Consider the following 25,234-nt stretch of genomic DNA (forward strand, 5'->3'; position numbering starts at 1 on the left):
TGACGACCTATGGGTCAGGACGAGACGCCGGCCTGGCATGGAGCAGACGATGACACGGATTTTCTCGATCGCCTTGCGCGGCTTCGCCATTCTTCTCGGCCTTGTCGTCGTGCTTGCGCTGGCCTTCGTGCTGTTTGCAGGCTTCACGGCGCCCGGCGCCCGCATGGTTGCCAGCCTGATCGAGAAATATGCCTCGACGCCGGACCAGATCGTGCAGATCAACGATCCGAGCGCGCTTCTCACCGGCAGTTTCAAGGCCGGCTCCATCGCACTCTATGACAGCAAGGGCGCCTACGCCGAAATCCGCGAGCTGAAGCTCGACTGGACCCCTACGGCGCTGTTCTCCAAGCGATTCGACGCTGCCAACCTCTCCGCCGGCTATATCCGCATCGACCGCCTGCCCATTCCCTCGCAACAGACGGAAGAGGTTCGCTCCAGCTTCGCGCTGCCGCTCGACGTGAAGATCGACCGCTTCGATCTTAAGGAAGTGGTCATCGGCAAGGCGATCGCCGGCGAGGATCAGGTTCTGAACGCGGGTGGCACCGTTAACGCCACGAATTCCAGCATCGCCGCGACGATAGCCGTCGCCCAGCGCGACCGGCCCGATGCGAAAGCGCTTGCCGATATCGTCTACGACCCCGCCGCCAATGCACTGAAGCTCGAAGCCAGCGTGGACGAGCCGAAAGGTGGCATGCTCGCTCGCGCGCTGCGCTTGCCCAACGAGCCTGCGATCACCGTCCGTCTGACCGGCGACGGCCCGCTTTCGCGCTGGAACGGAACCGCAAGCGCGGCTCTAGACGGCCAGGAAGTCCTCAAGCTCGATGGTGCCCATACGCTGGCGCCGGACGGCTACCGGACGCTGTCGCTCAACGGCGGCGGCACCTTCGCCGCCCTGATGCCGGAAACCCTGCGCCCGCTGTTCGAGGGCACCACCGCGATCGACATTGCCGCGGCTCTGCAGGACGGCACCGCGATCCGCATCGATCGCGGTCGCATCTCCACGGCCGCAATCGATGTCAACGCGAGCGGTACGCTCAGCACGATCGGCAGCAACGACCTCAAGGTGACGCTTGCCGGCGTCGATGGTCCGGCTCCGGTGCGCCTGCCCCTCGCCGGCGGAACGGCGGAGTTCGCCGTCACCTCGGCGGATCTCGCCCTCGTCGGCGATGCCCGCTCCGCCGTGCTCGATCTGAATGCTGCGCTCGACCGGGCGGTGCTGCCGCAGGGCACCATCGAGAATGCCGCCCTGAAGGCCCATAGCGATGCCTTCAACATGACGGATCGCAGCGGCGCCGTCATTGTTTCGCTGACCGCCGGCGCGACCAGGCTCGCCAATGCCGATCTCGACCGGCTCATCCGCGGCCCCCTGACGATCGACGGCCGCCTCGACGTGACCCCGGACGCCATCGCCTTCAACCCGCTGACGATCGACACCGCAGCCATCGACGGCACGCTCACCGGCAGCTACGGCCTGACCACCGGCGTGCTCGCGACCGATCTTCGCCTGACCGCGCCCGCAGAAGCATTGCCGCCGGCTGTCGCCAGCCGTACCGGCGGTCCCGTCTCGCTCGATGGGCGCATCGAAACGGGGGCCGATGGTGCTCTGTCGCTCTCCGGCCTGTCGCTGAAGGCTCCGGCGCTCGACGCCACCGGCAATCTCGCCCTCCAGTCAGGAAGCCTCACCGGACGTATTGAGGCCGTGGTCCCGGATATCGGTGCCTTCGCCGCCAATGCGAGCGGCCGCGCCACCCTTACCGCCGACATCTCCGGCCCCTTGAGCGCGCTCGGCATCAAGGCGGAAGCCAGGACCGATCAGGCAACCATCGCCGGGAAAAGCGTCACCGGCCTCACGGTCGTTGCCGACACCACGCTGCGCGGCGGCCTGCCGGTCGGCAAGCTTACCGCCAATGGCGCGGTCGATGGTCAGGCCGTCACGGCAACGGCGGATCTGACATCCGAGAACGGTGCGCTCGCCATACCCGCGCTCGAAGCGACGGTCGCCGAGAACCGGATCACCGGCGCCCTCACCTTCACGCCCGATTTTCAGCCGAACGGAACGCTGAACTTCGCACTACCAAATGTCGGCGCGCTCGCATCCCTGGCTGGCCAGACGGCCGCGGGCGACCTCTCCGGCAAGGCAGATATCGTCAGCCGCGACGGCAAGACGTCCGTGGCGATCGATGCGACCGGCAGCGGCCTGTCGCGCGGCGACCTCTCGATCGTTCAGCCACGTGCGCAGGTCACTATCACCGATCTCAAGAACCTCACCGTCGAGGGCAAGATCACGGCGGATTCTCTCGGCCAGGGCACCAATCGCGCCACCGGCGCGACGATCACCCTGAACAAGCTGGGTGCGGACACAAACATCGCGCTCGACGGCACCTTCGACAATGCGCCGCTATCGCTGAAGGGCTCCGTGACCACGGAGAGTGGCACGCCATCCTTCACCATCCAGTCGCTGAACGCCGCACCCCGCGGCATCCCGCTCGAATTGTCCGATCCGAAGACACTGGCGCTCGACCAGGGCGGCGTCCGCCTCGACAATTTCGCCATCCAGCTTCCCGGCGGCACGGCAAGCGTCACCGGCCTCGTTGGACAAACACTGGATGTCACCGTTGCCGTTCGCGGCAACCCGGCCGTCGAATACGCCCAGCCGATCGAAGGGGGCGAGGCCCGCGTGGCCATTACGACAGCCGACATCGTCGCCCGCGGCCCTATGACCGGCGCCGTCATCGACGTAAAGGGCCAGCTGGCCTATGTCGCCGTGCCGCAGGGCCGGCTCGAAACGGTCGGCGTCGTCGCCCATAGTGACAGCTTCGACATCACCGGCCGGCAGGGAGCGATCCGCGCCACCGTCGATGCCGGTGCAACGCGCTTCGTCAATGCCGATCTCGGCCGCCTCCTGCCCGCGCCGCTGAAGCTCGATGCGACCATCAGCGTTGCCCCGGATGCCGTCGGCTTCGACCCGGTCACCATCGACAGCGCCGGTCTCGACGGTGCCGTCAACGGCCGGTTCCAGATGAGCGATAACAGCCTGCGCGCCGCACTCCGCCTCAGCGCGCCGCCGACCTCTCTCCCCGCCGCTCTCGCTTCAAGGTTCGACACCAACCTCGCGCTGTCGGCAAACGTCACCCGGGACACCGCCGGTGCCCTCAACGTCACCAACATCGCCGTGGATTCCGGCACCATCACCGCCAACGGCTCGCTGTCGCTGATCGACGGACAGCTGACGGCGGCGACCGCCGGTACGCTTCCCGACCTCGGCAAGGTGCTCGCCGACGCCAAGGGCAACGCCCGCTTCACGCTGGACGCCACCGGCGCCATCGAGCGTCCGCTGGTCAAGGCCGAGATCCGCTCCAGCGGCGCGACGCTTGCAGGGAGAACGCTGAGCGACCTCGTGGCCGCGGCCACGGTGACGGCCGATCCCGCAAACCCGCAGGCCGCGATCACCGCCACCGGCGCGCTCGGCGGCCAAGCCATCGACATCCGCACCCGACTTGAAACGACGAACGGCCGCATCCGCATTCCGGAACTTGCCGCCCGGATCGGCGACAACCGGCTCGACGGCAGCATCGACCTGACCGAAGCCTACGAGCCAAACGGCACCATCACCTTCAACCTGCCGGATGTCGGCCTGATTGCCGCCATGGCCGGCGAGCGCGCCTCGGGCGACCTTGCGGGCTCGGCCACCATTGCCAGCACAGGCGGCAAGACCTCGCTGGCGCTGAAGGCATCCGGCTCGGGTATCAAGCGCGGCGATCTCGTCATCACCCGCCCTGAGGCGGACATCACCGTGGACGATCTGAAGGCGCTCGCCATCCGCGGCACCGCCAAGGTAGAGACGATCGCCCAAGGGGCAAACCGCGTTTCCAACCTCGACCTCGCCTTCGACCAGAAACAGGCCGGTCTCACCGATGTCCGCCTCGACGCTGTTTACGACAATGCACCGCTCGTCTTCCGCGGCGCCATCGAAACGGCGGCGGCCCGCACGACCGTCAGGCTTTCAACGCTATCGGCCGCACCGCGCCAGATCGCGCTGAAGCTCGCCGCACCCTCCACCATCATCATCGAGAACGGCACGGTTCGCGTCTCCGACCTCCGCATCGGTGCATCCGGCGGCACGCTGGCCGTCACCGGTACGGCGGGTGATACGCTCGACCTCAGCGTGCGCCTCGACCGGCTGCCCGCCCGGCTGATCAATGCGGTCGCCCCGACGCTCGGCGCCGACGGCACGATCGATGGCTCGATCGTCGCCAAGGGCACCGCTGCCGCCCCCGATGTCACCTACGACCTGCGCTGGGCCAATGCCACGGTCGCGCAGGCAAAGTCGGCCGGCGTCGGCGCGCTCACCATCACGGCGAAGGGCGGCTTTGCCGACAACACCGTCACGCTCGACACCGACATTCGTGGCGGCGGCGGGCTTTCCTTCAACGGCGGCGGGAAGCTCGGCATTGCCGGCAACCGGCCGATCGACATGCGGTTCAACGGCGACCTTCCCTTCGCGCTGCTCGGCCCGATCCTCGCGCAGAACGGCTTCGTCCTGACCGGGACCGCAAAGGTCGATGCGGCAATTTCCGGTGCCGTCTCCGCCCCCATCGTCAACGGCTCGGTCACCACCTCCGGTGCCCGCCTGCTCGACGCCCGCCGCAACCTCGCCATTAACGGCCTGACCGCAAATGTGATTCTCGCCGGACAGCAGGCGCGGATCGAGCGGCTGACGGGCATGCTCTCCACCGGCGGCACGCTCGCCGTCACCGGCACGATCGGCATCGAGCCCGGCTCGGGCTTCCCGGCCAATCTCGACATCCGCCTGGCAAAGGCGACCTATGTCGATGGCAGCCTGCTGACGGCGAACCTCGACGGCACGCTGAAGCTGACCGGCCCCCTCACCGGCTCACCGATCCTCAGCGGGCGCGTCGCTATTCCCAAGGCGTCCATCACCATCCCCGAAAAGCTCCCGGCATCTCTGTCGGAGATCAACATCAAACACCGCAACGCCCCCGCCGACGTGCGCCGCATGCAGGCGCTGGTCCAGAAGGACGCAGGCGACGGCACGCGGGAGAAGAGCAGCGGCATCGGCTTCGACATGACGGTCGCGGCCTCCCGCATCTTCGTGCGCGGCCGCGGCGTCGATGCCGAGCTTGGCGGCGATCTCGTGATCCGCGGCACCGCGGCGAACCCGGCCGTCACCGGCGGCTTCCAGATGCGCCGCGGCCGGCTGGAGATCCTCGGCAAGCGGATCACCTTCACCGACGGCACCATCACCTTCGGCGGCAACCTCATTCCGGCGCTCGACCTCGATGCCACATCGACGGCAGGCTCGACCACCGTCACGGTCAATGTCGCGGGCCTTGCCAACAGCCCCAACGTCACCTTCAGCTCCTCCCCGGCCCTGCCGCAGGATGAAATCCTCGCCCAGCTGATCTTCAACCGGTCGCTCTCGAACCTCTCGGCCGTGCAGATCGCGCAGCTGGCAAGCGCCGTGGCGCAGCTGGCCGGCGGACCCGGCGGCTCGCTGTTCGATGGCTTGCGCAACAAGCTCGGCGTCGATGACCTCGACGTATCCACGGACGATGGGGGCGGCGCCATGTTCCGGGCCGGCCGCTACATCAACGACCGCACCTATCTCGAACTGCAGCAGAGTGCCGAAGACGGTGCCAAGGCTGTCATCAATCTCGATGTCGGCCGCGGCGTGAAGCTGCGCGGCGAAGCAGGCTCGGAGGGCGGCGGCGCCGGCGTCTTCTACGAGAAGGAATACTGACGCTTCGCCGTCATCGATGCGTCCGCAGCCCGTGCTCGGCGCTGCGGACGGTCGCCCTGCGCAATCTGATGGATGACCCTTTGCAATTTGCCGGAACGGACACGCAAATTTACCCATCTTGCATCTTCCGGCGAGATCGCTGCCGGTGCACAGTCCGCGCCGAGACGTTTGGCTGAGGGAAGACGCATATGGTTTCGATTGGGTTGATTGGCGTACCGCTGGAGGAAGGCTCCGGCCGCCGAGGCTGCAGCATGGGGCCGACCGCGCTCAGGATCGCCGGCATCGACCGCGTCATGGCCGATCTCGGCTTCGATGTCACCGACCACGGAGACCTTCGCCCCGAGCCGGTAGACAATCTTGGACGTCATTCCGGCGCCAAACATCTGCCGATCGTCGCCGGCTACACCCGCGCACTGGAGGCTGTGACCTACGACACCGCGTCGAAGGGCGCCGTGCCGGTCATTCTGGGCGGCGACCATGCGCTCTCCATGGGTAGCGTTTCGGGCATGGCCCGCTATGCCGCCGAGAGCAAGCGCCCGCTCTTCGTGCTGTGGCTCGATGCCCATGCCGATTTCAACACGCCGGAAACCTCGCCCTCGGGCAATATGCACGGCATGCCCGTCGCCTTCTTCTGCGGTCATGCCGAGTTTGCCGAGATCCTGCCGCCCGGACGTCCCCTCGTCGATCCGAAGCGCGTCTACCAGGTCGGCATCCGCTCCGTCGACGAGACCGAGCGGCAGGAGATCAACCGCCACGGCGTCAACGTCTACGACATGCGCGCGCTCGACGAAATGGGCGTCGCCGCCATCGTCAAGGAGATCCTGAAGGCCGTGGAGCGCGAGGACGGACTGCTGCATGTCAGCCTCGACGTCGATTTCCTCGAGCCCGATATCGCGCCCGGCGTCGGCACCACCGTTCCCGGGGGCGCGACCTTCCGCGAGGCGCATCTGGTCATGGAAATGCTCTGCGACAGCGGCCGCGTGTCCTCGCTCGATCTCGTGGAACTCAATCCCTTCCTCGACGACCGGGGCAAGAGCGCCCGCGTCATGGTGGAGCTCGCCGCAAGCCTTTTCGGCCGCCGCATTCTCGATCGACCGACCCGCAGCGGCTGAAACAGTCTCGCGAACATGAAAAGCTCTTTTAACCATTCATGCTGTATCCTGCAGTCTGAAAATCCGTCGTGATTTCGAATGCGGGGACAAGAGACATGAGCAACGCACTGACAATGGCCGGTTTTGGCGGCGAAACGCTGGAAATCATTGCATTCCGGCTTCATGACCAGGAATTCTGCGTCAAGACGACCACGATCCGCGAAATCCGCGGCTGGGCGCCCTCGACGCCGATCCCGCATTCTCCGCCGGAAGTCATCGGCGTAATGAACCTGCGCGGCACGGTCATCCCGATCATCGATCTGGCCCACAAGCTCGGTATGAAATCGACCGTCGCCAACGAGCGCAGCGCCATCGTGGTTGCCGAAGTGCATTCCATGGTCGTCGGCCTCGTGGTCGATCGTGTCTCCGACATCCTGACCGTCCAGGGCAGCCAGGTCCAGCCGGTTCCGGAAGTCACCACCTCCTTCGACAAGGCCTATGCCGAAGGCATCATCGCCAACGAAAACGGCATGATCTGCTTCCTCAACCTTGCCCGCATGTTCAAGGAACGCGACGTCGAGGAAATGGCAGCCTGACGCTGCCGGGGGAGGAAATGGCAGCCTGACGGTCATTCGACAGCAATATTAAATAAAGCTGTTACACGCCTCTGGGAAAACCGGACGGCGGCGCGAGACACCCTCGCGCCCACCCGATCCGGAGACCCTGGCGTATGTGGACCCGTAAGAAATCATCGCTGGCAGCCCTGCTATGGACCGCCTTTCTGCCCGCCACGCTGATGGCGGGCGTGCATTTCGGCAGCCTGCTGCTCACCGACAATTTCCATGAAGTCGTTCCCGGCCAGCTCTACCGCTCGGCCCAGCCGTCGGGCGCGGATCTCTCCGACTATAAGAGCCGCTACGGCATCCGCACCGTCATCAACCTGAGAGGCCGGAGCGACGGCGCCTGGTACCGTGACGAGGTCGAGGCGGCCGCGCGCGAAGGCCTCGTGCATATCGACTTCCCCATGTCCGCCTCCCGCGCTTTGACGACGGAGAAGAGCCGGAAGCTGATCGCGATCCTGCGCGACGCTCCCAAGCCCATTCTGGTCCACTGCAAGTCGGGTGCCGACCGCACCGGCCTTGCCAGCGTCATCTATTCGAGCCAGATCGCCGGCAGGGACGAGGAAACGGCGGAGCGGCAACTGTCCATCGCCTTTGGTCACATCGCCATCCCGTTCCTCTCCTCCGCGTTCGCCATGGACGAAAGCTGGGAAAGCCTCGAAGCGGCGCTTGGCATGCCGGGATAGGCCGGCCCACCGAGAGATTATGGCGCAGACTTGCCCAGACGCTTGTCGTAACCGTCGAGGATATGCTTGACCAAGGCCGGGTAGTCCTCGTCGAAATGATGGCCGCCCTCGATCGGGATCACCTCGACCCCGGTGCTCTTCAGCGTCGGGCAGACATCGTCCTCCTCGTCGGTGCCGTAGACGCATTGCACAAGAGCGGGATTGATGGACTTCAGGTCGTCGGCCGGATCGCCGTTGCCATCGGACGCGGCGGCTCCGAGCCAGCCGAGAACGGAAATCTTGTAGTCCACCTGATGCGACACGGCGAGAAGCGAGATCTGCGAGACGCGCGCGCGGTCGGCCGCCGGCAGGAGATTGTAGGTCCGCGGCAGCACGTCGGCACCGAAGGAATAGCCGATCAGCAGCACGCGCTTGACGTTCCAGCGCTTGGTATAGAGCCCGATGATGCGCGACAGATCGTTCGCGACCTCCTGCGGCGCGCGCTCGGCCCAGAAATAGCGCAGCGAATCGATACCCACGACCGGCATGCCCTGTTGCTGCAGGACATCGCCGACCTCCTTGTCGATATCGCGCCAGCCGCCATCGCCCGAGATCACGATGGCCATCGTATCGCGCGTCGGCTTGGCGTCGAGCACGGTCAGCGGCAGGCCGAGCGGGTTGTCGTCACCGCCGCCGTTTTCCACCAGACCGGACAGCGTGTCGGAAAAATCCTGCCAGATGTCGCCATCGCTGTTCTGAACGTCGATGTCGTCATGCTTGGCCTTCAGCGTTTCGACATGAGTCTTGCCATCGGCGGGCGCCGCCGGGCCGAGGAGAACCGTCACCGGGTCGGGCAGCGGCCCATCGGTCAGTCCGTATTCCATCCGGTCGCCCACGGTGCGCTTGTCGGCGGGCGTGCAAAGCTCGCGGGTCAGCGCGATACCGGCATCCGGATCGGCGGCGAGTGTATGGCCGAGGGTCGCCGCCGGCGTCTGTGCCGCGATCGCCAGAGCCATGGCACCGCCCGCGCCGACACCGGCGACGATCGGTAGGTTATAATCGGAATTGTCGAGGGAACGCTGGACCTGCTGGCTGAGCGCCTCGATATCGGAAACCGTATAGACGCAGTCGCCATCGTCCTTGGCAAGCGAAGCAAGGTAGGACGGCAGGTCGATCCCGATCACCAGCGCGCCCTCGCCCGTCATCCGCGATGCCACGCCATCTTCCTTCGCGCCCCAGCCAGCCGCGTCAGACAGCAGCACCACGGCGGCCTTCACCTCGCCCGAGGGCTTCAGGATGCGCGGAGCAGGGATCATGCCGGTGTCGAAACCGGATGCATCTTGGGCAAAGGCAGCGCAAGGCACCGTCGCCAGCAGGCTCAAAACCGTCAACGTCTTCAACAGTCTCATTTCTTCACGAGCCCTTTCACGCCGCCACCGATCAGGAACGTGGCGTCCATCAGCGCGAGGACCGGACTGATCCCCCCACCAGCTGCCATATAACGAGGCTCCCATCGGGGATGGAACTTCGTCTTGAAGGCCTTGAGGCCCTTGAAGTTGTAGAAGCGCTCGCCGTGCTCGAAAACGGTCCGGCCGACCTTGTCCCAGACCGGCGAGGACCGCCGCTCCGAAAGACCGGCGAGCGGCGCCATGCCGAGGTTGAAACGCTTGAAGCCACGATCGCGCAGATATTCCATGACCGAGACGAACAGGAAATCCATCGAGCCCTTGGGGGCCTCCGGCGAAAACCGCATCAGGTCCACGGAGCCCTCCTCGAGCGTATCGGTCACGAGAATGTTGGCGAAGGCGACGATCTTGCCCTCGACTTTCAGAACCGCGACCGGCTGGCGGCTGAGATAGTCGCGGGAAAAGGCGCCGAGCGAAAATCCCTTCTCCTTGGCTTCGTGATGCGCAAGCCACGTATCCGAGACCGCCTGGAGATCGTCGAGGATCGCAGGCACATCGGCAGCGTCGATCAATTCGAACTCCAACCCGTCGCGCTGCCCGCGGCTCACCGTTTGGCGCAGCGTCGCCCACTTTCCACCCTTCAGGGTGAAATTCGTGAGGTCCATCGTGGCGATTTCGCCGAGACGAAAGGCGCGCAGCCCGGCATCCGCATAGTAGGACAGCCCGGCCGGCGACACTTGGTAGAAGACCGGGCGGCACCCGACGGCCCGCGCGCTTTCGACGAACTGCCAGATCAGGTCGGCCCAGGCGTCGCGCGGCCCCACCGGATCGAACAGCGCGATCCAGGAGCGCGCCTGCCGGCCATACATGATGAAGGCCCTGTTATCGGGCGAGAACATCAGGCTCTTGTCGCCCATCAGCACGAGGTTGGCGTCGGACATGCCCTGCTGCGCGATGATCGCCATGGCCCTGTCGAGATCGTCGGGAGACGGCGTTTCGATCGTTCCGCGCGCCGGCCGCATCAGGCTCCAGAAGGCGACGGCGCCGGAAAAGAGCACGAGACCGAGCACGGCGCGCAGGCCACGCGGCGCTTCGGCCGAGAGTTCGAACTCCCACCAGAGCCGGTTGGAATATTCGACGTCGCGATAGACGAACAGGAGCACGGCCACGGCAAACAGGCAGAGCGCACCCATGGCCGTCAGCCACGGCACCGTCAGCGCGGTGCTGGTCATGGTCGCCGGCCGCGTGAACACACGGCGGCTGATGAGCAGGCTGATGATGAAGAAGGCGAGAAGCCCCGCCTCGAACAGGGCGACCGCCTTGACCAGCGAAAGGAGAAGGGCTGCGAGCGCCAGCCCGAGTGCTGCCCACCACGCCCCGTCGAGCCGCCGCGCAAGGCCGCGTGCCGCGATCAACAGAGCAAGCCCGAGCACGCTTGCAAGAAAATGCGCGCCCTCGATGACCGGCAGCGGCACGTAATCCGACAGGAAGGCAAGGTTTTCATCCGGCGTCGGGGTCACGCTCGAGAAGACCAGCATGGCCGCGAGCACGAGCGCGAGCGCCGAAAGCAGCAGTGGCGTCAGCCGCCCGGCAACCCGCCGCAGGCTGGAGCCGACGGGCTTGCGCGCCAGCGTGCGCACTTCGGCGATGACGACGAACAGCACGGCAAGGATCAGCGGCACGACATGATAGATCAGGCGGTAAAGAACCAGCGCGCCGAGAACCGTATCGACGCTTGCCGTCTGCCCGAGAGCTGCGACGATGACCGTCTCGAACACGCCGAGACCCGCTGGAACATGGCTGAGCACGCCCAGACCCACCGCCACCGAATAGATGGCCAGAAACGCCGGCCAGCCGATCGTCCCTTCCGGCAGAAGCACGTAGAGCACCGAGGCGGAGGCCGCGAGATCGAGAACGGTGACGAGGAACTGGCGCGATGCCGTCCGCGAATCCGGCAGGCGCACCGAGATGCGGCTGAAGACGAGCGGCTGCCCGTCGCGGCCCGCCACCATCAGCGCGACGATGGCCGTCAGCACGAGGATGGCGACGATCCGCAGGCCCGATGCCGACAGCCAGGTGAGCGGCGCGACTTCCGGCGCGATGGCGAGAAGGCTGAGCGAGCCAACGGCGGCAAGGCCGAGGCCGAAGGCGAGCGTGACGAAGGCGATGACCCCGCCGATCTCCTCCGGCTTCAGGCCGAGCCGCGAATAGGCGCGATAGCGGATCGCCCCGCCGCTCAACGGCCCGAAACCCGCTGTATTGCCGACCGCATAGGCCGCAAAGGCCGTCAGTGCGACATCGTTATACGGCAGGCGATGCTTGACGTAGGAGAGCGCGCTGACGTCGTAGAACGTCAGGGCGAAGAAGCTCAGGCCCGTGAACACCAGCGCCAGCGCGATCGCGGTCCAACTCGTGCTATCGAGCGCGCCCATCACGTCCTCATAGCGGACTTCCGACGTCAGGTGCACGATGGCGATGACGACGATGGCCGCGACGAGCAGAATGGCGCCGCCGGCCGCAAACCGGCTGATGCCGCCGAAGCGGGCAAGGATGTCGCGGGGTACGTCAGGCTCCACACCTGTCGCAGGTGCGTCGGCAGAAGCAGGGGTCGAAGGCGTCGTATCGGGAAGGGTCATGGAACCACAATGCGTCTGGTGAATGCCGGAAAGGCTCTATATCGCCGAGCCGGGCTGCTTGACAGTGAACTTCCTGTAACGTTCGGCCGATTGCAAACTGCGCGAGGAGAGGCCGAAGTCAAGGTCGTCTCTGGCTTTCATCAGCAATTCCGGCAATACGAGGGCAGACGCGGATACGAGCTCTCTTGAAGAGGGGCCGGACCCGGCTATCTCTCGACGCAGTTCAGGCGGGCAGAATGACGAACAGCACGAGCGGCAGCATAGACGGCAAGGCGGAGAAGACAGATTTCCTTCAGGACGTTGCGGGCGCGGCCGGGCTCCAGGGTGCAAAGGAGACGGACCAACCGCAGGGCCTGCGCGCCACGCTGAGGCGGCTCTACTACGGCACGGATGGTCAGGCCGTCGGTTTTCAGGTGACGATCGGCATCGTCGATCTCGCCGTCATCCTTTTCTTTCTGGCTGGCCCCTATCTTACGCGCCATGGCATCTATCTGGCCATCGACTATGCGATCGCAGCACTCATCGCCTTCGAGCTGACGGCACGGGCGCTGATCGCCAACAAGGCATGGCGCTTTCTCGTCCGGCCGATGACGCTGGTCGATATCGTCATTCTCGCCACGCTACTCTTTCCCGAAACGTTCTCGAACTTCGCCTTTCTCCGGGCCCTGCGCATCTGGTCCTTCAGCCAGAGCCGCGTCTTCGGCATTCTGGTCCACCGGGCCGGCTGCCGTGAATATCAGGAGGTTATCGGCGCCTGCATCAATTTCGTGACGTTCCTCTTCCTCGTCACGGGCTTCGTCTACACGGCGTTCTTCGCAACGGAATCCGGCATTACCGGCTTCGTCGATGCCCTCTACTTCACGGTGGCGACCATCACCACCACAGGCTTCGGCGACATCACTTTACCCGGCACGCTCGGCAAGCTGACCTCCATCGTAACGATGATCTTCGGCATTTCGCTGTTCGTGCGGCTGGCGCAGGCCATCGTCCGGCCGAACAAGGTGCGCTTCTCCTGCCCGCAATGCGGCCTGAACCGGCACGATGCCGATGCCGTCCACTGCAAGGCCTGCGGCCATATCCTGAATATTCCCGACGAAGGCCTCTGATCGCCTCGAAAAGACCAGCACTCTCCAGACCCGCACAAGCATCGACAGGCTTGATGGAGGCCGGATGTTTCCGGGTGTCGCAGACCTTTGCGCCGCCCGGACGCATTGTGCCGATCTGGCACACACTTGTCCTAGGCAAGCATGCCGGCTCCTGTTACATTTCGATATGCGGAAACACTCATGACGGAAACGATCCTGCTGGCACTCTACACGCTCGTGGCGCTGTTCTTTCTTGAGACGACGTTTCGCGAAGGCGAGATGGCGCAGGTCAAGGGCTGGGACATCCTGCGGGTCGCGGGCCTGCTCTATTGTATGATCTGGCCGCTGATGGTCCTGCACGTCACCATTCTAGCCTATCGCGACCGGCACGCCCGCTGACGGAGCTGTCGGGTTGCGCGACCGGCGCCGAGGTTCGAATCCGACGGTTCGCGCCATCGCCATACTGGACTCCCTGTCGAGACAGGCTCATAGGGCAGGCGAGCGACGATCAGACGGAGACGATGACCCGGCATGACGAGAGTGGAGAAAGGCCGTTCGGGACGTGTATTCTTTGCCATTGCCGTTCTCGTCGTCTTCACGGCGATCGTCGGTACGGTTCTGGGTGCAAACGACCTGCGCAACCTCAATCTGTTCCTGGTACATTTCGGCTATCCGCCCGTAAGGCTGGAGCAACTCTTCCCCTCTGACGCACCGGCCCTGCAGCCCGCCCCCGGTCTCGTCATACCGGCCGTGCGCATCGTCAAGGGTATCCGCCTGCCGGCACCCACCATTCAGGTTCCCCGCTATGCCCGCGCCAATCTGGATGGAATCCCGACCACGTTCGTTCGGGCTATCCGCATGGATCCGCGCAGGCTTTGCGACGCGCTGCGCACGAATGGCTTCCCCGAGATCACCTGGACGGCCGGCGCGGTGGACGGGCGCGGGTCCGAATGCTCGTCCTTCCTGTCGATCGGAAAAGGCGTGAAGGCGGGCACTACACCTGCCACGGCTCCACCGATCGAAACCCTTGAACTGCGGACAGGCGAAGACGTCGATCCGGACAACGAGCCCCTGGTCGAGGCCCCGCCAGACGAGCCCCCGCCACCACAGCAGTCCTCCGTCTTCGTGCTGCTGAAGGGCGATCTCAAGGGTCGCGTGCTCTCTTTCCGCGTGAAATTCAACATCGAGATCGAGGCGGACCGCGCGGCCGTGATCGCGGCCGGCAGCCGTGCGGTGGAGTCCTTTCTCGCGCAGGTACACTGGCAGGACGATGGCGACATGCTCCGCCAGATCGCCGCGTTGCAGGAGTTCGACAGGGACGACTTCGGCAGCCACATCCTGTTCAGGCGGGAAATGGGCGATCTGCCGCGATACAACTTCCTCGCCCGCCAGAGCGACAAGCCCCGTCGCAAGATCAGCGACGCGTTCTTCGATCCCTTTGCCTGGTTGCCGCTGAGCGATGCCGGTCTTTCGCTCTGGATGCCGAAAAACGCGCTCCACAGCTTCAAGCTCCCGCCATTTCCCGGCAAGTAACCGCATACGCGGGACAGGCACAGCGCATAACATTAGAATTTTAGGATTAACCAATAGACAAGGCTTTTGAGATGCCTGGTTGCCAAAAACCCGCGTCTTTAATAAATCGTTAAATGCAAATATTGATCGGCCGAATACTTCTAGGAGGCCGAGTTTAAAGGGCACATTGGTGTATCAATACGGCACAAATTTGTGTCGTTTCATCGAGACCGTGTGCTTCTTACCCATTCATCACGTCACATCGACGACATTGCTTTAGTTGCGGGGAAATAGCCGATGAGCATCCATCCCATACTGCAGATGATAGGCCGTCCTGAGGCAGACGTCGCTGGACAGAATGCCGGCACGCGTTCGCCCATGCTGGAGGCCCTGCTGGCCGATACCGTGCTGGCAAACGACAATGTCCCGACACTTGTCGCTCGCACACGTCCTCATGCACCGGTCCAGTTCGCCCTCAAGCGGGCGATGGACGTCGGGGGGGCTTTTGCCGGACTGATCGTTCTCGCCCCGATCCTTCTGCTGATCGCCATCATGATCCGCCTGGAGAGCAAGGGCCCCGTCTTCTTCCGCCAGCTGCGCACGGGCCGAAACGAAGTGCCTTTCGAGATCCTGAAATTCCGCTCGATGTATGTCGAGCAATGCGATCATGCCGGCGTGAGGCTGACGGTCGATGGCGACCCCCGTGTGACCCGCATGGGCCGGTTCCTGCGCAAGACCAGCCTCGACGAGATCCCGCAGCTCTGGAACGTCGTCGTCGGGCATATGTCGCTCGTCGGACCCCGCCCGCATGTGCCCGACATGGTCGCTGGCGGCATGAACTACGCAGACCTCGTACGTGGCTATGAGAACCGCCATCTGGTTCGGCCGGGATTGACGGGTCTTGCCCAGTCCCGCGGCCTTCGCGGCCCGACGACGGACAGCGACACGGCCATCCGCCGCATCCTGAGCGATGTCGAATACATCAGGACCTTCTCCATCCTTCTCGACATCCGCATCCTCGTTCGCACCATCATCAACGAACTCCGGGGCGGCACGGGCTCCTGATCTCGGAGCCCTGCCCATCGAACCGGACGGTTGGGGGACAGGATACCCGACCGGCCGTTGCCCAAACGATCGGGCCATCAGTTGCCCAGATGGCCGGGAAAGCGCATGATACCGCTTGCATGATCGACAAGCTCGAATTCTTCATAGCTCTCGCACAGGAGCGGCACTTCGGCCGCGCCGCCGAGCAATGCGGCATTACTCAGCCCACCCTGTCCGCCGCCATCCGCCAGCTTGAAGACAACCTCGGCGTCATGCTCGTCAATCGCGGCTCCCGGTTCCAGGGGCTGACGCCTGAAGGCCAGCGCGTGCTGGAATGGGCCCGCCGCATCGTCGGCGATGCCCGCACGATGCGACAGGAGATGCGGGCGGCGAAGAAGGGTCTCGTCGGCCATATCCGTCTCGCAGCCGTTCCGACCACGCTCGCGATGGTGCCGCGGCTGACCGCGCCCTTCCAGGAAAAACATCCCGACGTCACCTTCTCCGTCCTGTCGACCACGTCCTCGAAAATGCTGGGTCTTCTGGAAAATCTCGAGATCGACGCGGGCCTCACCTATCTCGACAACGAGCCGGTGGGACGCGTGACCAGCGTGCCCCTGTCGGTGGAGCGCTACCATCTCGTCACGGCCTCCGGCACGCCGCTGTCCGACCGGGCATCGGTAACCTGGGCGGAAGCCAGCAGCATTCGGCTTTGTCTATTGACCAACGACATGCAGAACCGCCGCATCATCAACCAACACTTCAGCGCGGCAGGCGTTCAGGCCCGCCCGACGCTCGAATCCAACTCGATGATCGTGCTTTTCTCCCACATCCGCACCGGCCAGTGGGCGAGCATCATGCCTTACAACGTCGCGAAATCCTTCGGCTTTCACGATGACATCCATGTGATCCCGATCGAAGAGCCGGATGCCGGCCACCTCGTCGGTCTTGTGGCGACGCACCGCGAACCCTATACGCCACTGGTCTCGGCCCTCCTGCACGAGGCGCGCAAGCTCGCAGAACAGCAAGGCGTTTGATAGAAATCTTCTATCGCTCCACGGTTCTTGCCCCTTGCCCGCAGAATTTATCTCTGAGACCTTCGATAGCCGACGCTAGGTTTCGTGTTTTCGGACACGCCCCGCTTGGAGGAGGCCGGTGCAACAGCCGGCGCGTCGCAGAGAGACTTGGAGGAACCCGGTGGATCGACACCTTGTCAGCAGCGACATCGCAACGAGCGTCGCCGAGATCATTTCCGATCTGAAGCATCTGGAAGGCCCGCTGCTGCCAATCCTGCATGCCGTTCAGGATACGTTCGGGCATATCCCGAATGAAGCCGTTCCGATGATCGCCTTGGGGCTCAACCTCTCGCGCGCCGAAGTTCACGGCGTCGTTACCTTCTATCACGACTACCGCAGCCATCCTGCCGGCCGGCATGTGCTCAAACTCTGTCGCGCCGAAGCGTGCCAGGCCATGGGCGGCGACCGTCTGGGTGACCGGGCAAAAAGGCGCCTCGGCATCGATTTCCACCAGACGTCCGCGGACGGCTCGGTGACGCTGGAGCCGGTCTTCTGTCTCGGGCTCTGTTCCACCGCACCCGCCGCCATGCTGGACGGCGCGGTGCACGGACGGTTGGATGCACACGGGCTCGACACGCTTCTGGCGGAGGTGGGCGCATGACCCGCATCTTCATCCCCCGCGATGCCGCAGCCCTTGCCGTCGGTGCCGACCGCGTTGCAGCGCGCCTCGCACAGGAAGCGGCAGCCCGCGGGCTCGATCTCACCATCGTCCGCACCGGCTCGCGCGGCCTGCACTGGCTGGAGCCGCTGGTGGAAGTGGAGACACCGTCAGGCCGCGTGGCCTACGGTCCCGTTACACCGGCCGATGTCGTCCCCCTGCTCGGCGCCGGCATCCTCGACGGCGATACATCTGAAAGCGACAACCATCCACTCTTCCTCGGACCGACCGAGGAGATCCCATTCCTCAAAAACCAGACCCGCCTCACCTTCGCGCGCTGCGGCGTCATCGATCCGCTGTCGCTCGACGACTACCGCGCCCATGGTGGGCTTGCCGGTCTCACCAAAGCGGTCGCGATGACCCCTGCGGCGATCGTCGAAGCCGTCACCCTCTCCGGCCTGCGCGGCCGCGGCGGCGCGGGCTTCCCGACCGGCATCAAGTGGAAGACCGTTCTCGACTGTCCGGACGCACGGAAATACATCGTCTGCAACGCCGACGAAGGCGACAGCGGCACCTTTGCCGACCGGATGATCATGGAAGGCGATCCCTTCGTCGTCATCGAGGGCATGGCGATCGCGGGGCTCGCGACGGGTGCCACCAAGGGCTTCGTCTACATCCGCTCGGAATATCCCCATGCCATCGACACGATGACGAGAGCCGTCGGCATCGCCCGGCGCGCCGGCATGCTCGGAACCTCGGTTCTCGGGCAGGGTAGCAGCTTCGATATCGAGATCCGCACCGGCGCCGGCGCCTATGTCTGCGGCGAGGAAACCGCGCTCCTGAATTCGCTGGAAGGCAAGCGCGGCGTTGTGCGCGCCAAGCCGCCGCTGCCGGCGCACAAAGGCCTGTTCGGCCAGCCGACCGTCATCAACAACGTCATCTCGCTCGCCTCGGTGCCGGTCATCCTCGACAAAGGCCCCGAACATTACCGCGACTTCGGCATGGGCCGCTCCCGCGGCACGATCCCCATCCAGATCGCGGGCAACGCCCGGCATACCGGCCTTTACGAGGTCGCCTTCGGCCTCACCCTCGGCGAGATCGTCGATACCGTGGCCGGCGGCACCGCCACGGGACGCCCCGTCAAGGCGGTGCAGGTGGGCGGCCCCCTCGGCGCCTATTTCCCGCGCGCTTTGTTCGACACGCCCTTCGACTACGAGGCCTTCGCGGCCGCCGGCGGCCTCATTGGCCACGCGGGCATCACCGTCTTCGACGACACCGCGGACATGCTGAAACAGGCCCGTTTCGCCATGGAATTCTGCGCCGTGGAAAGCTGCGGCAAATGCACCCCCTGCCGCATCGGCTCGACGCGCGGCGTGGAGGTCGTCGACCGCATCGGCCGCGGCATTGAGCCCGAGAAGAACCTCGCGCTGCTGACCGACCTCTGCAACACCATGAAGTTCGGCTCCCTCTGCGCGCTGGGCGGCTTCACGCCCTATCCGGTCATGAGCGCGGTCACGCATTTCCCGGACGATTTCGTTGCGGCACCGGTTGTGGAGGCTGCGGAATGACGAATGTGTTCAGCACGGCTGTGGCTCGTGGGCAGCCCCTCACCCTAACCCTCTCCCCGCATGCGGGGAGAGGGGACGCGACCTGCTCACCGTTTTCGAACAGGGCAACACCTCGCCACTCGTCCCTTCTCCCCGTCATAACGGGGAGAAGGTGCCGGCAGGCGGATGAGGGGCAACGCAACAGCACCATCAAACCGCACCCGCACCTTTCAGGAGACCCCCATGCTTCTCGTTCCTGAAACCGATTTTGGCACCCCCGCCTCTCATGCGGAAAAGATGATCACCCTCACCATCGACGGCCGTGAGATCACGGTGCCCGAGGGTACCTCCATCATGCGCGCCTCCATGGAGGCCGGCATTCAGGTGCCGAAACTCTGCGCCACCGACATGGTCGATGCCTTCGGCTCCTGCCGGCTCTGTCTGATCGAGATCGACGGGCGTAACGGCACGCCGGCCTCCTGCACCACCCCTGTTGCTCCGGGCCTCGTCGTTCACACCCAAACGGCGCGGCTGAAGGACATCCGCAAGGGCGTGATGGAACTCTATATCTCCGACCACCCGCTCGATTGCCTGACCTGCGCGGCCAATGGCGATTGCGAGTTGCAGGACATGGCAGGTGCCGTCGGCCTGCGCGACGTGCGCTACGGCTACGAGGGCGACAACCACGTGAAGGCCCGTGACAGCGACGGCACCAACGCCCGCTGGATGCCGAAGGACGAATCCAACCCGTACTTCACCTACGACCCGTCCAAATGCATCGTCTGTTCGCGCTGCGTGCGGGCCTGCGAGGAGGTGCAGGGCACGTTCGCGCTAACGATCGAGGGCCGAGGCTTCGACAGCCGCGTCTCGCCCGGCCAGCACGAAGATTTTCTCTCCTCCGAATGCGTCTCCTGTGGCGCCTGCGTCCAGGCCTGTCCCACGGCGACGCTGACCGAGAAGTCGGTGATCGCGATCGGCCAGCCGGAGCATTCGGTCGTCACCACCTGCGCCTATTGCGGCGTCGGCTGTTCGTTCAAGGCGGAGATGCGGGGCGAAGAGCTGGTGCGAATGGTCCCCTGGAAGGACGGACAGGCCAATCGTGGCCACTCCTGCGTCAAGGGCCGCTTCGCCTATGGCTACTCGACGCACAAGGAACGCATCCTCAACCCGATGATCCGCGAGAAGGTGACGGACCCCTGGCGGGAGGTCAGCTGGGAAGAGGCGTTCGCCCACACGGCCGCCGAGTTCCGCCGCATCCAGTACCAGTACGGCCGCGAATCGATCGGCGGCATCACCTCCTCGCGCTGCACCAACGAGGAGACCTACCTCGTCCAGAAGCTGATCCGCGCCGGCTTCGGCAATAACAATGTCGATACCTGCGCCCGCGTCTGCCATTCGCCGACCGGCTACGGCCTCGGCCAGGCCTTCGGCACCTCGGCCGGCACGCAGAATTTCGATTCGGTCGAAAAGACCGATGTCGTCATCGTCATCGGCGCGAACCCCACCGACGGCCATCCCGTCTTCGGCTCGCGGCTGAAGAAGCGGTTGAGGCAGGGCGCCAAGCTGATCGTCATCGATCCTCGCCGCATCGATCTTGTCCGCTCGCCGCATGTGGAGGCTGCCTATCACCTGCCGCTGCGGCCGGGCACCAATGTCGCCGTCGTCACGGCGCTGGCGCATGTCATCGTCACCGAAGGCCTCTGCGACGAGGACTTCATCCGCACCCGTTGCGACTGGTCGGAGTTCGAGGACTGGGCCGGGTTCGTCTCGGAAGAGCGGCATAGCCCGGAAGCGACCGAAGCGCTGACCGGCGTGCCCTCGGAAGCCCTGCGCGGCGCGGCACGCCTGTTTGCCACAGGTGGCAATGGCTCGATCTACTACGGCCTCGGCGTGACCGAGCACAGCCAGGGCTCGACCACCGTCATGGCGATCGCCAATCTGGCTATGGCGACCGGTAATATCGGCCGCCCCGGCGTCGGCGTGAACCCGCTGCGCGGGCAGAACAACGTGCAGGGCTCCTGCGACATGGGCTCTTTCCCGCACGAACTGCCCGGCTATCGCCACGTCTCGGACGATGCGACACGCGACATCTTCGAAAAGCTCTGGGGCGTGACGCTCTCCGACGAGCCGGGCCTGCGCATTCCCAATATGCTGGATGCCGCCGTCGATGGCTCCTTCAAGGGGCTCTACATTCAGGGCGAAGACATTCTCCAGTCCGATCCGGATACCAAACACGTCGCGGCCGGCCTTGCCGCCATGGAATGCGTCGTCGTGCAGGACCTGTTCCTGAACGAGACGGCGAACTACGCCCACGTCTTCCTGCCGGGCTCGACCTTCCTTGAGAAGGACGGAACCTTCACCAATGCCGAGCGCCGCATCAACCGCGTCCGCAAGGTGATGACCCCGCGCAACGGCTATGCCGACTGGGAGGTGACGCAGAATCTCGCCCGCGCCATGGGCCTGACGTGGGATTATACACACCCGTCACAGGTCATGGACGAAATCGCTGCGACCACGCCGAGCTTTGCCAAGGTTTCCTACGCCTATCTGGAGGAAAAGGGCTCGGTGCAGTGGCCCTGCAACGAAAAGGCGCCCGAGGGCTCGCCGATCATGCATGTCGATGGCTTTGTGCGCGGCAAGGGCAAGTTCATCCGCACGGAATATGTGGCGACCGACGAGAAGACCGGCCCGCGCTTCCCGCTGCTTTTGACCACCGGCCGCATTCTCAGCCAGTACAATGTCGGCGCGCAGACGCGGCGCACCGAAAACGTCGTCTGGCACGAGGAGGACCGCCTGGAGATCCACCCGCACGATGCCGAACTGCGCGGCATTCGCGATGGCGACTGGGTGCGATTGGCGAGCCGCTCTGGCGAGACGACGCTGCGTTCGCTGATCACCGACCGCGTTGCGACCGGCGTCGTCTACACCACATTCCACCACCCGACGACACAGGCAAACGTCATCACCACGGACTTCTCCGACTGGGCGACCAACTGCCCGGAATACAAGGTCACCGCCGTGCAGATCTCGCCCTCGAACGGCCCGTCGGAATGGCAGACCGAATATGAGGACCAAGCCCGCCAGTCGCGCCGCATCGCCGCCAAGCTGGAGGCTGCGGAATGAGACCCGCGACGAACTGCAGGGCGGTGGACAGAGCGGGGATCGCACTTAGATGATGCCCATGACCCAATCCACCGCCACGCCCCTCGCCCGCACCGTGCCGCAGCTTTCCCGCCGCAACGGTCGCATCCGCCCGTCCACCCGCATCGTTCCCGAAGAAACGCCCGTCGCCTTCAGCTATGGCGGCTCCACCCATGCGGTGATGATGGCGACGCCCGCCGATTTCGAGGATTTCGCCACCGGCTTCAGCCTGACCGAAGGCATCGTCTCCGATCCCGCCGACATCGAAAGCATCGAGGCCGTGGAGACGCCGGAAGGCTACGACCTGCAGATTACCCTGCGCGACGCGCAACACGAGGCGCTGGTCACCCGCCGCCGGCACATGGCCGGACCCGTCGGCTGCGGTCTCTGCGGCATCGAATCGCTGGAGCAGGCCGTGCGTGAAACACCGTCGGTCTCCGCCTCCAGCCTTAGTCTGACGCCCAACGAGATCGCGCAGGCCGTCGCCATGCTCAACACCCGACAGCCGCTGCATGCCGAGACGCGCGCCGTCCACGGCGCCGGCTTCTACACGCCCGGCGAAGGACTGGTCGCCGTGCGCGAGGATGTCGGCCGGCACAATGCGCTCGACAAACTGGCCGGTGCCGCCGCCCGGCAAGGCTACAAAGGCGCCGAAGGTGCGGTGGTGGTGACGAGCCGGGTTTCGGTCGAGATGGTCCAGAAGACGGCCATACTCGGCAGTCCCTTCATCATCGCCATATCGGCCCCGACGGCGCTGGCCATCCGCACCGCCGAAAAGGCCGGCATGACGCTGGTGGCGCTGGTGCGCGGCGAGGAGTTCGAGGTCTTCACGCACGCCGACCGCATCGTCTACGCCGAGGAGAGGACGAGCCATGTCGCCTGACGCCGCGCAGAACACCCATCCGTCTTCCGAAGACGGCCCGCCGCACGGCACGAACGCGAAGCTCGTGCGCATGGCGAACCAGATCGCCACATTCTTCCGCTCGCAACCGCACGAAGACGGCCCGGCCGGCATCGCCATCCATATCAACAAGTTCTGGGAGCCCCGCATGCGCGGCGCCTTCTTCGCACTCATCGAAAAGGGAGACGCGGGTTTCGATCCCATGGTGATAACAGCAGCCCCGCTGATCAAGCGTCCGCATTCCAAAGAAGACGCCATCGGGCTTGGAGCGGATGCCGAACGCGGCGCCCCCGGCGGCAAAGGCACAGCGGCCGGCGAATCGCTGTCCGAGCCCAACATGCCCGAGACGACATAGACCGCGCACGCGCTTCGGGATCTTGCAGTGTGGAGGCTGCAAATCCTTCGATGCGCGCGTGACGACGCAGACCAACCGCCCGAGGAGGGGCGAAGAGGAGGAGGACGACCATGTCGGCAACGACGGAACCACTCGGCATTCCCGTGTCAGCGGGACTACTCGACCGGGAGCGCATCATCGCCAAGCCCGGCTTCAACCGCTGGCTCGTGCCGCCGGCAGCGCTTGCCATCCATCTCTGCATCGGCATGGCCTATGGCTTCAGCGTCTTCTGGCTGCCGTTGTCGAAGGCGATCGGCATTTCCGCTCCCGCGGCCTGCGCCGATCTCACGCTCGGCTCCGCCCTCTTCACCACCACCTGCGACTGGCGCGTCAGCGATCTCGGCTGGATCTACACCCTCTTCTTCGTGCTTCTCGGCTCATCCGCCGCGATTTGGGGCGGCTGGCTGGAAAAGGTCGGCCCGCGCAAGGCTGCGACCGTTTCCGCTTTCTGCTGGAGCGGCGGCATTCTGATCGCCGCCCTCGGCGTCGCGACGCACCAACTCTGGCTGATGTGGCTCGGCGCCGGCGTCATCGGCGGTATCGGGCTTGGCCTCGGCTATATCTCGCCCGTCTCCACTCTCATCAAATGGTTTCCGGACCGGCGCGGCATGGCGACAGGCATGGCGATCATGGGCTTTGGCGGCGGCGCCATGATCGGCGCACCGCTCGCCAATATCCTGATGACGCATTTCCGCTCCGATACCTCGGTCGGTGTCTGGCAGACCTTCGTCGTCATGGCGCTCGGCTATCTCGTCTTCATGCTCGCCGGCGCCTTCGGCTACCGCATCCCGCCCGCCGGCTGGCGTCCGGAAGGGTGGAGCCCGCCGGCCGCCAAGAGCACGATGATCACGACGCGGCATGTGCATCTGCGCGATGCGCACAAGACGAAGCAGTTCTGGCTGATCTGGGCTGTCCTCTGCCTCAACGTCTCTGCCGGCATCGGCGTCATCGGCATGGCCTCGCCCATGCTGCAGGAAATCTTCGCAGGCTCGCTCATCGGCGCACCGGGTGTCGCCTTCACCGACATGTCAAGAGAGCAACTGGCGGGCGTTGCGGCGATCGCGGCCGGCTTCACCGGGCTTCTCTCGCTGTTCAACATCGGCGGGCGCTTCTTCTGGGCCTCTCTCTCCGACAGAATAGGGCGCAAGAACACCTATTACTGCTTCTTCCTGATCGGCATCGTGCTCTACGCGCTTGCCCCCTGGGCGGCAGGTATTCAGAGCAAGCTATTCTTCGTCGGCATGCTCTGCATCATCCTGTCGATGTATGGCGGCGGCTTCGCCACCATTCCCGCCTACCTCGCCGATATCTTCGGCACGCAGTTCGTGGGCGCCATCCACGGCCGGCTGTTGACGGCCTGGGCGACGGCCGGCATCATCGGCCCGGTCGTGGTCAACTACATCCGCGAGGCGCAGATCGCCGCCGGCCTACCGCGAGATCAGGTCTACAACACCACCATGTACATTCTCGCCGGAATGCTGGCGCTCGGCCTCGTTGCCAATGCCTTCGTGCGGCCGCTGGCCGACAAGTGGTTCATGAAGGATGCGGAGGTCGCAGCGCTTCAGGCAAAGTCCGCCGCCGTAAACGCTGGCCCGTCCGGCTCATTCGGTATCGATCGCGGCGGGCTCGATGCCAAGGCGCTCCTCGCCTGGGCCTGCGTCGGCTTGCCCCTCGCATGGGGCGTCTGGGTCACGGTGAAGGCGAGCCTCGCGCTCTTCGGCTGAACGCGAAAAGCCCTTCGCGCGGGTTTGCGCGAAGGG

17 protein-coding genes are annotated in these 25,234 nt (G+C 65.0%); 15 read left to right on the top strand and 2 right to left on the bottom strand.

The window, feature by feature from the left end:
• Positions 1 to 49: 49 nt before the first annotated feature.
• The 4 genes from G8E10_RS09710 (at position 50) to G8E10_RS09725 (ending at position 8,158) form a co-directional block, all read left to right on the top strand.
• Positions 50 to 5,761, top strand: coding sequence for a translocation/assembly module TamB domain-containing protein (locus G8E10_RS09710; protein ID WP_167128355.1), 5,712 nt, complete (start codon positions 50 to 52; stop codon positions 5,759 to 5,761).
• Between the two features lie 188 nt (positions 5,762 to 5,949).
• Positions 5,950 to 6,873 carry an arginase gene (gene rocF, locus G8E10_RS09715; RefSeq protein WP_132448661.1) on the top strand — a complete coding sequence of 308 codons (924 nt, stop codon included), beginning with the start codon at positions 5,950 to 5,952 and terminating at the stop codon, positions 6,871 to 6,873.
• A gap of 95 nt (positions 6,874 to 6,968) precedes the next feature.
• A complete protein-coding gene (locus tag G8E10_RS09720) occupies positions 6,969 to 7,448 on the top strand; it encodes a chemotaxis protein CheW (protein WP_062477976.1) in 480 nt (159 codons plus the stop codon).
• A 134-nt stretch (positions 7,449 to 7,582) separates the two neighbouring features.
• On the top strand, positions 7,583 to 8,158 hold the full coding sequence (locus G8E10_RS09725) for a dual specificity protein phosphatase family protein (protein ID WP_167128358.1): 576 nt from the start codon (positions 7,583 to 7,585) through the stop codon (positions 8,156 to 8,158).
• Positions 8,159 to 8,175: 17 nt separating this feature from the next.
• Here G8E10_RS09725 and G8E10_RS09730 read toward each other — a convergent pair whose 3' ends face one another.
• Both G8E10_RS09730 and mprF read right to left on the bottom strand, forming a co-directional pair.
• Entirely contained in the window at positions 8,176 to 9,546 is a 1,371-nt protein-coding gene (locus G8E10_RS09730) for a virulence factor family protein (protein ID WP_167128362.1), read from the bottom strand.
• On the bottom strand, positions 9,543 to 12,179 hold the full coding sequence (gene mprF, locus G8E10_RS09735; RefSeq protein WP_167128365.1) for a bifunctional lysylphosphatidylglycerol flippase/synthetase MprF: 2,637 nt from the start codon (positions 12,177 to 12,179) through the stop codon (positions 9,543 to 9,545). Before mprF ends, G8E10_RS09730 begins: the two co-directional genes overlap by 4 nt.
• 236 nt (positions 12,180 to 12,415) lie before the next feature.
• Between mprF and G8E10_RS09740 the strand changes: the two genes are divergently transcribed.
• The 11 genes from G8E10_RS09740 to G8E10_RS09790 all read left to right on the top strand — a co-directional run bounded on the left by G8E10_RS09740 (position 12,416) and on the right by G8E10_RS09790 (position 25,198).
• Positions 12,416 to 13,285: a potassium channel family protein gene (locus G8E10_RS09740; protein WP_167128368.1), complete on the top strand. Its 870-nt coding sequence runs from the start codon at positions 12,416 to 12,418 to the stop codon at positions 13,283 to 13,285.
• Between the two features lie 180 nt (positions 13,286 to 13,465).
• Positions 13,466 to 13,663, top strand: a complete 198-nt coding sequence (locus G8E10_RS09745) for a hypothetical protein (protein WP_110729932.1) — start codon at positions 13,466 to 13,468, stop codon at positions 13,661 to 13,663.
• A 132-nt stretch (positions 13,664 to 13,795) separates the two neighbouring features.
• The gene (locus G8E10_RS09750) at positions 13,796 to 14,797 is read left to right on the top strand and encodes a DUF6030 family protein (protein ID WP_167128370.1); all 1,002 of its coding nucleotides are present in this window, start codon (positions 13,796 to 13,798) and stop codon (positions 14,795 to 14,797) included.
• A gap of 276 nt (positions 14,798 to 15,073) precedes the next feature.
• Positions 15,074 to 15,841, top strand: coding sequence for a sugar transferase (locus tag G8E10_RS09755; protein ID WP_281517498.1), 768 nt, complete (start codon positions 15,074 to 15,076; stop codon positions 15,839 to 15,841).
• A gap of 119 nt (positions 15,842 to 15,960) precedes the next feature.
• The gene (locus G8E10_RS09760) at positions 15,961 to 16,854 is read left to right on the top strand and encodes a LysR family transcriptional regulator (protein WP_110729930.1); all 894 of its coding nucleotides are present in this window, start codon (positions 15,961 to 15,963) and stop codon (positions 16,852 to 16,854) included.
• 160 nt (positions 16,855 to 17,014) lie between these two features.
• Positions 17,015 to 17,494 carry a formate dehydrogenase subunit gamma gene (locus G8E10_RS09765; RefSeq protein WP_167128373.1) on the top strand — a complete coding sequence of 160 codons (480 nt, stop codon included), beginning with the start codon at positions 17,015 to 17,017 and terminating at the stop codon, positions 17,492 to 17,494.
• The gene (locus G8E10_RS09770) at positions 17,491 to 19,059 is read left to right on the top strand and encodes a formate dehydrogenase beta subunit (RefSeq protein WP_167128376.1); all 1,569 of its coding nucleotides are present in this window, start codon (positions 17,491 to 17,493) and stop codon (positions 19,057 to 19,059) included. The genes G8E10_RS09765 and G8E10_RS09770 overlap by 4 nt, the downstream gene beginning before the upstream one ends.
• 222 nt (positions 19,060 to 19,281) lie before the next feature.
• The gene (fdhF, locus tag G8E10_RS09775) at positions 19,282 to 22,161 is read left to right on the top strand and encodes a formate dehydrogenase subunit alpha (RefSeq protein ID WP_167128379.1); all 2,880 of its coding nucleotides are present in this window, start codon (positions 19,282 to 19,284) and stop codon (positions 22,159 to 22,161) included.
• A 58-nt stretch (positions 22,162 to 22,219) separates the two neighbouring features.
• Positions 22,220 to 23,062, top strand: coding sequence for a formate dehydrogenase accessory sulfurtransferase FdhD (gene fdhD / locus G8E10_RS09780; protein WP_167128382.1), 843 nt, complete (start codon positions 22,220 to 22,222; stop codon positions 23,060 to 23,062).
• Entirely contained in the window at positions 23,052 to 23,435 is a 384-nt protein-coding gene (locus G8E10_RS09785; protein ID WP_167128385.1) for a formate dehydrogenase subunit delta, read from the top strand. Before fdhD ends, G8E10_RS09785 begins: the two co-directional genes overlap by 11 nt.
• Positions 23,436 to 23,545: 110 nt before the next feature.
• Positions 23,546 to 25,198 (top strand): OFA family MFS transporter, encoded by a 1,653-nt coding sequence (locus tag G8E10_RS09790; protein ID WP_167128387.1) that lies wholly within the window; start codon positions 23,546 to 23,548, stop codon positions 25,196 to 25,198.
• Positions 25,199 to 25,234 lie beyond the last annotated feature (36 nt).

The sequence above is a fragment of the Ferranicluibacter rubi genome, assembly GCF_011603255.1.
In the GTDB taxonomy this organism is placed as follows: Bacteria; Pseudomonadota; Alphaproteobacteria; order Rhizobiales; family Rhizobiaceae; genus Ferranicluibacter; species Ferranicluibacter rubi.

Excerpts from the sequence above, each read along its gene's own strand:
- G8E10_RS09755 (WP_281517498.1), top strand. The coding sequence starts at position 15,074 with ATGAGCATCCATCCCATACTGCAGATGATAGGCCGTCCTGAGGCAGAC.
- fdhD (WP_167128382.1), top strand. The coding sequence starts at position 22,220 with ATGACCCAATCCACCGCCACGCCCCTCGCCCGCACCGTGCCGCAGCTT.
- G8E10_RS09720 (WP_062477976.1), top strand. The coding sequence starts at position 6,969 with ATGAGCAACGCACTGACAATGGCCGGTTTTGGCGGCGAAACGCTGGAA.
- G8E10_RS09790 (WP_167128387.1), top strand. The coding sequence starts at position 23,546 with ATGTCGGCAACGACGGAACCACTCGGCATTCCCGTGTCAGCGGGACTA.
- G8E10_RS09725 (WP_167128358.1), top strand. The coding sequence starts at position 7,583 with ATGTGGACCCGTAAGAAATCATCGCTGGCAGCCCTGCTATGGACCGCC.
- fdhF (WP_167128379.1), top strand. The coding sequence starts at position 19,282 with ATGCTTCTCGTTCCTGAAACCGATTTTGGCACCCCCGCCTCTCATGCG.
- G8E10_RS09770 (WP_167128376.1), top strand. The coding sequence starts at position 17,491 with ATGACCCGCATCTTCATCCCCCGCGATGCCGCAGCCCTTGCCGTCGGT.
- G8E10_RS09785 (WP_167128385.1), top strand. The coding sequence starts at position 23,052 with ATGTCGCCTGACGCCGCGCAGAACACCCATCCGTCTTCCGAAGACGGC.
- G8E10_RS09710 (WP_167128355.1), top strand. The coding sequence starts at position 50 with ATGACACGGATTTTCTCGATCGCCTTGCGCGGCTTCGCCATTCTTCTC.
- G8E10_RS09760 (WP_110729930.1), top strand. The coding sequence starts at position 15,961 with ATGATCGACAAGCTCGAATTCTTCATAGCTCTCGCACAGGAGCGGCAC.
- G8E10_RS09745 (WP_110729932.1), top strand. The coding sequence starts at position 13,466 with ATGACGGAAACGATCCTGCTGGCACTCTACACGCTCGTGGCGCTGTTC.
- G8E10_RS09740 (WP_167128368.1), top strand. The coding sequence starts at position 12,416 with ATGACGAACAGCACGAGCGGCAGCATAGACGGCAAGGCGGAGAAGACA.
- G8E10_RS09730 (WP_167128362.1), bottom strand. The coding sequence starts at position 9,546 with ATGAGACTGTTGAAGACGTTGACGGTTTTGAGCCTGCTGGCGACGGTG.
- G8E10_RS09750 (WP_167128370.1), top strand. The coding sequence starts at position 13,796 with ATGACGAGAGTGGAGAAAGGCCGTTCGGGACGTGTATTCTTTGCCATT.
- mprF (WP_167128365.1), bottom strand. The coding sequence starts at position 12,179 with ATGACCCTTCCCGATACGACGCCTTCGACCCCTGCTTCTGCCGACGCA.
- rocF (WP_132448661.1), top strand. The coding sequence starts at position 5,950 with ATGGTTTCGATTGGGTTGATTGGCGTACCGCTGGAGGAAGGCTCCGGC.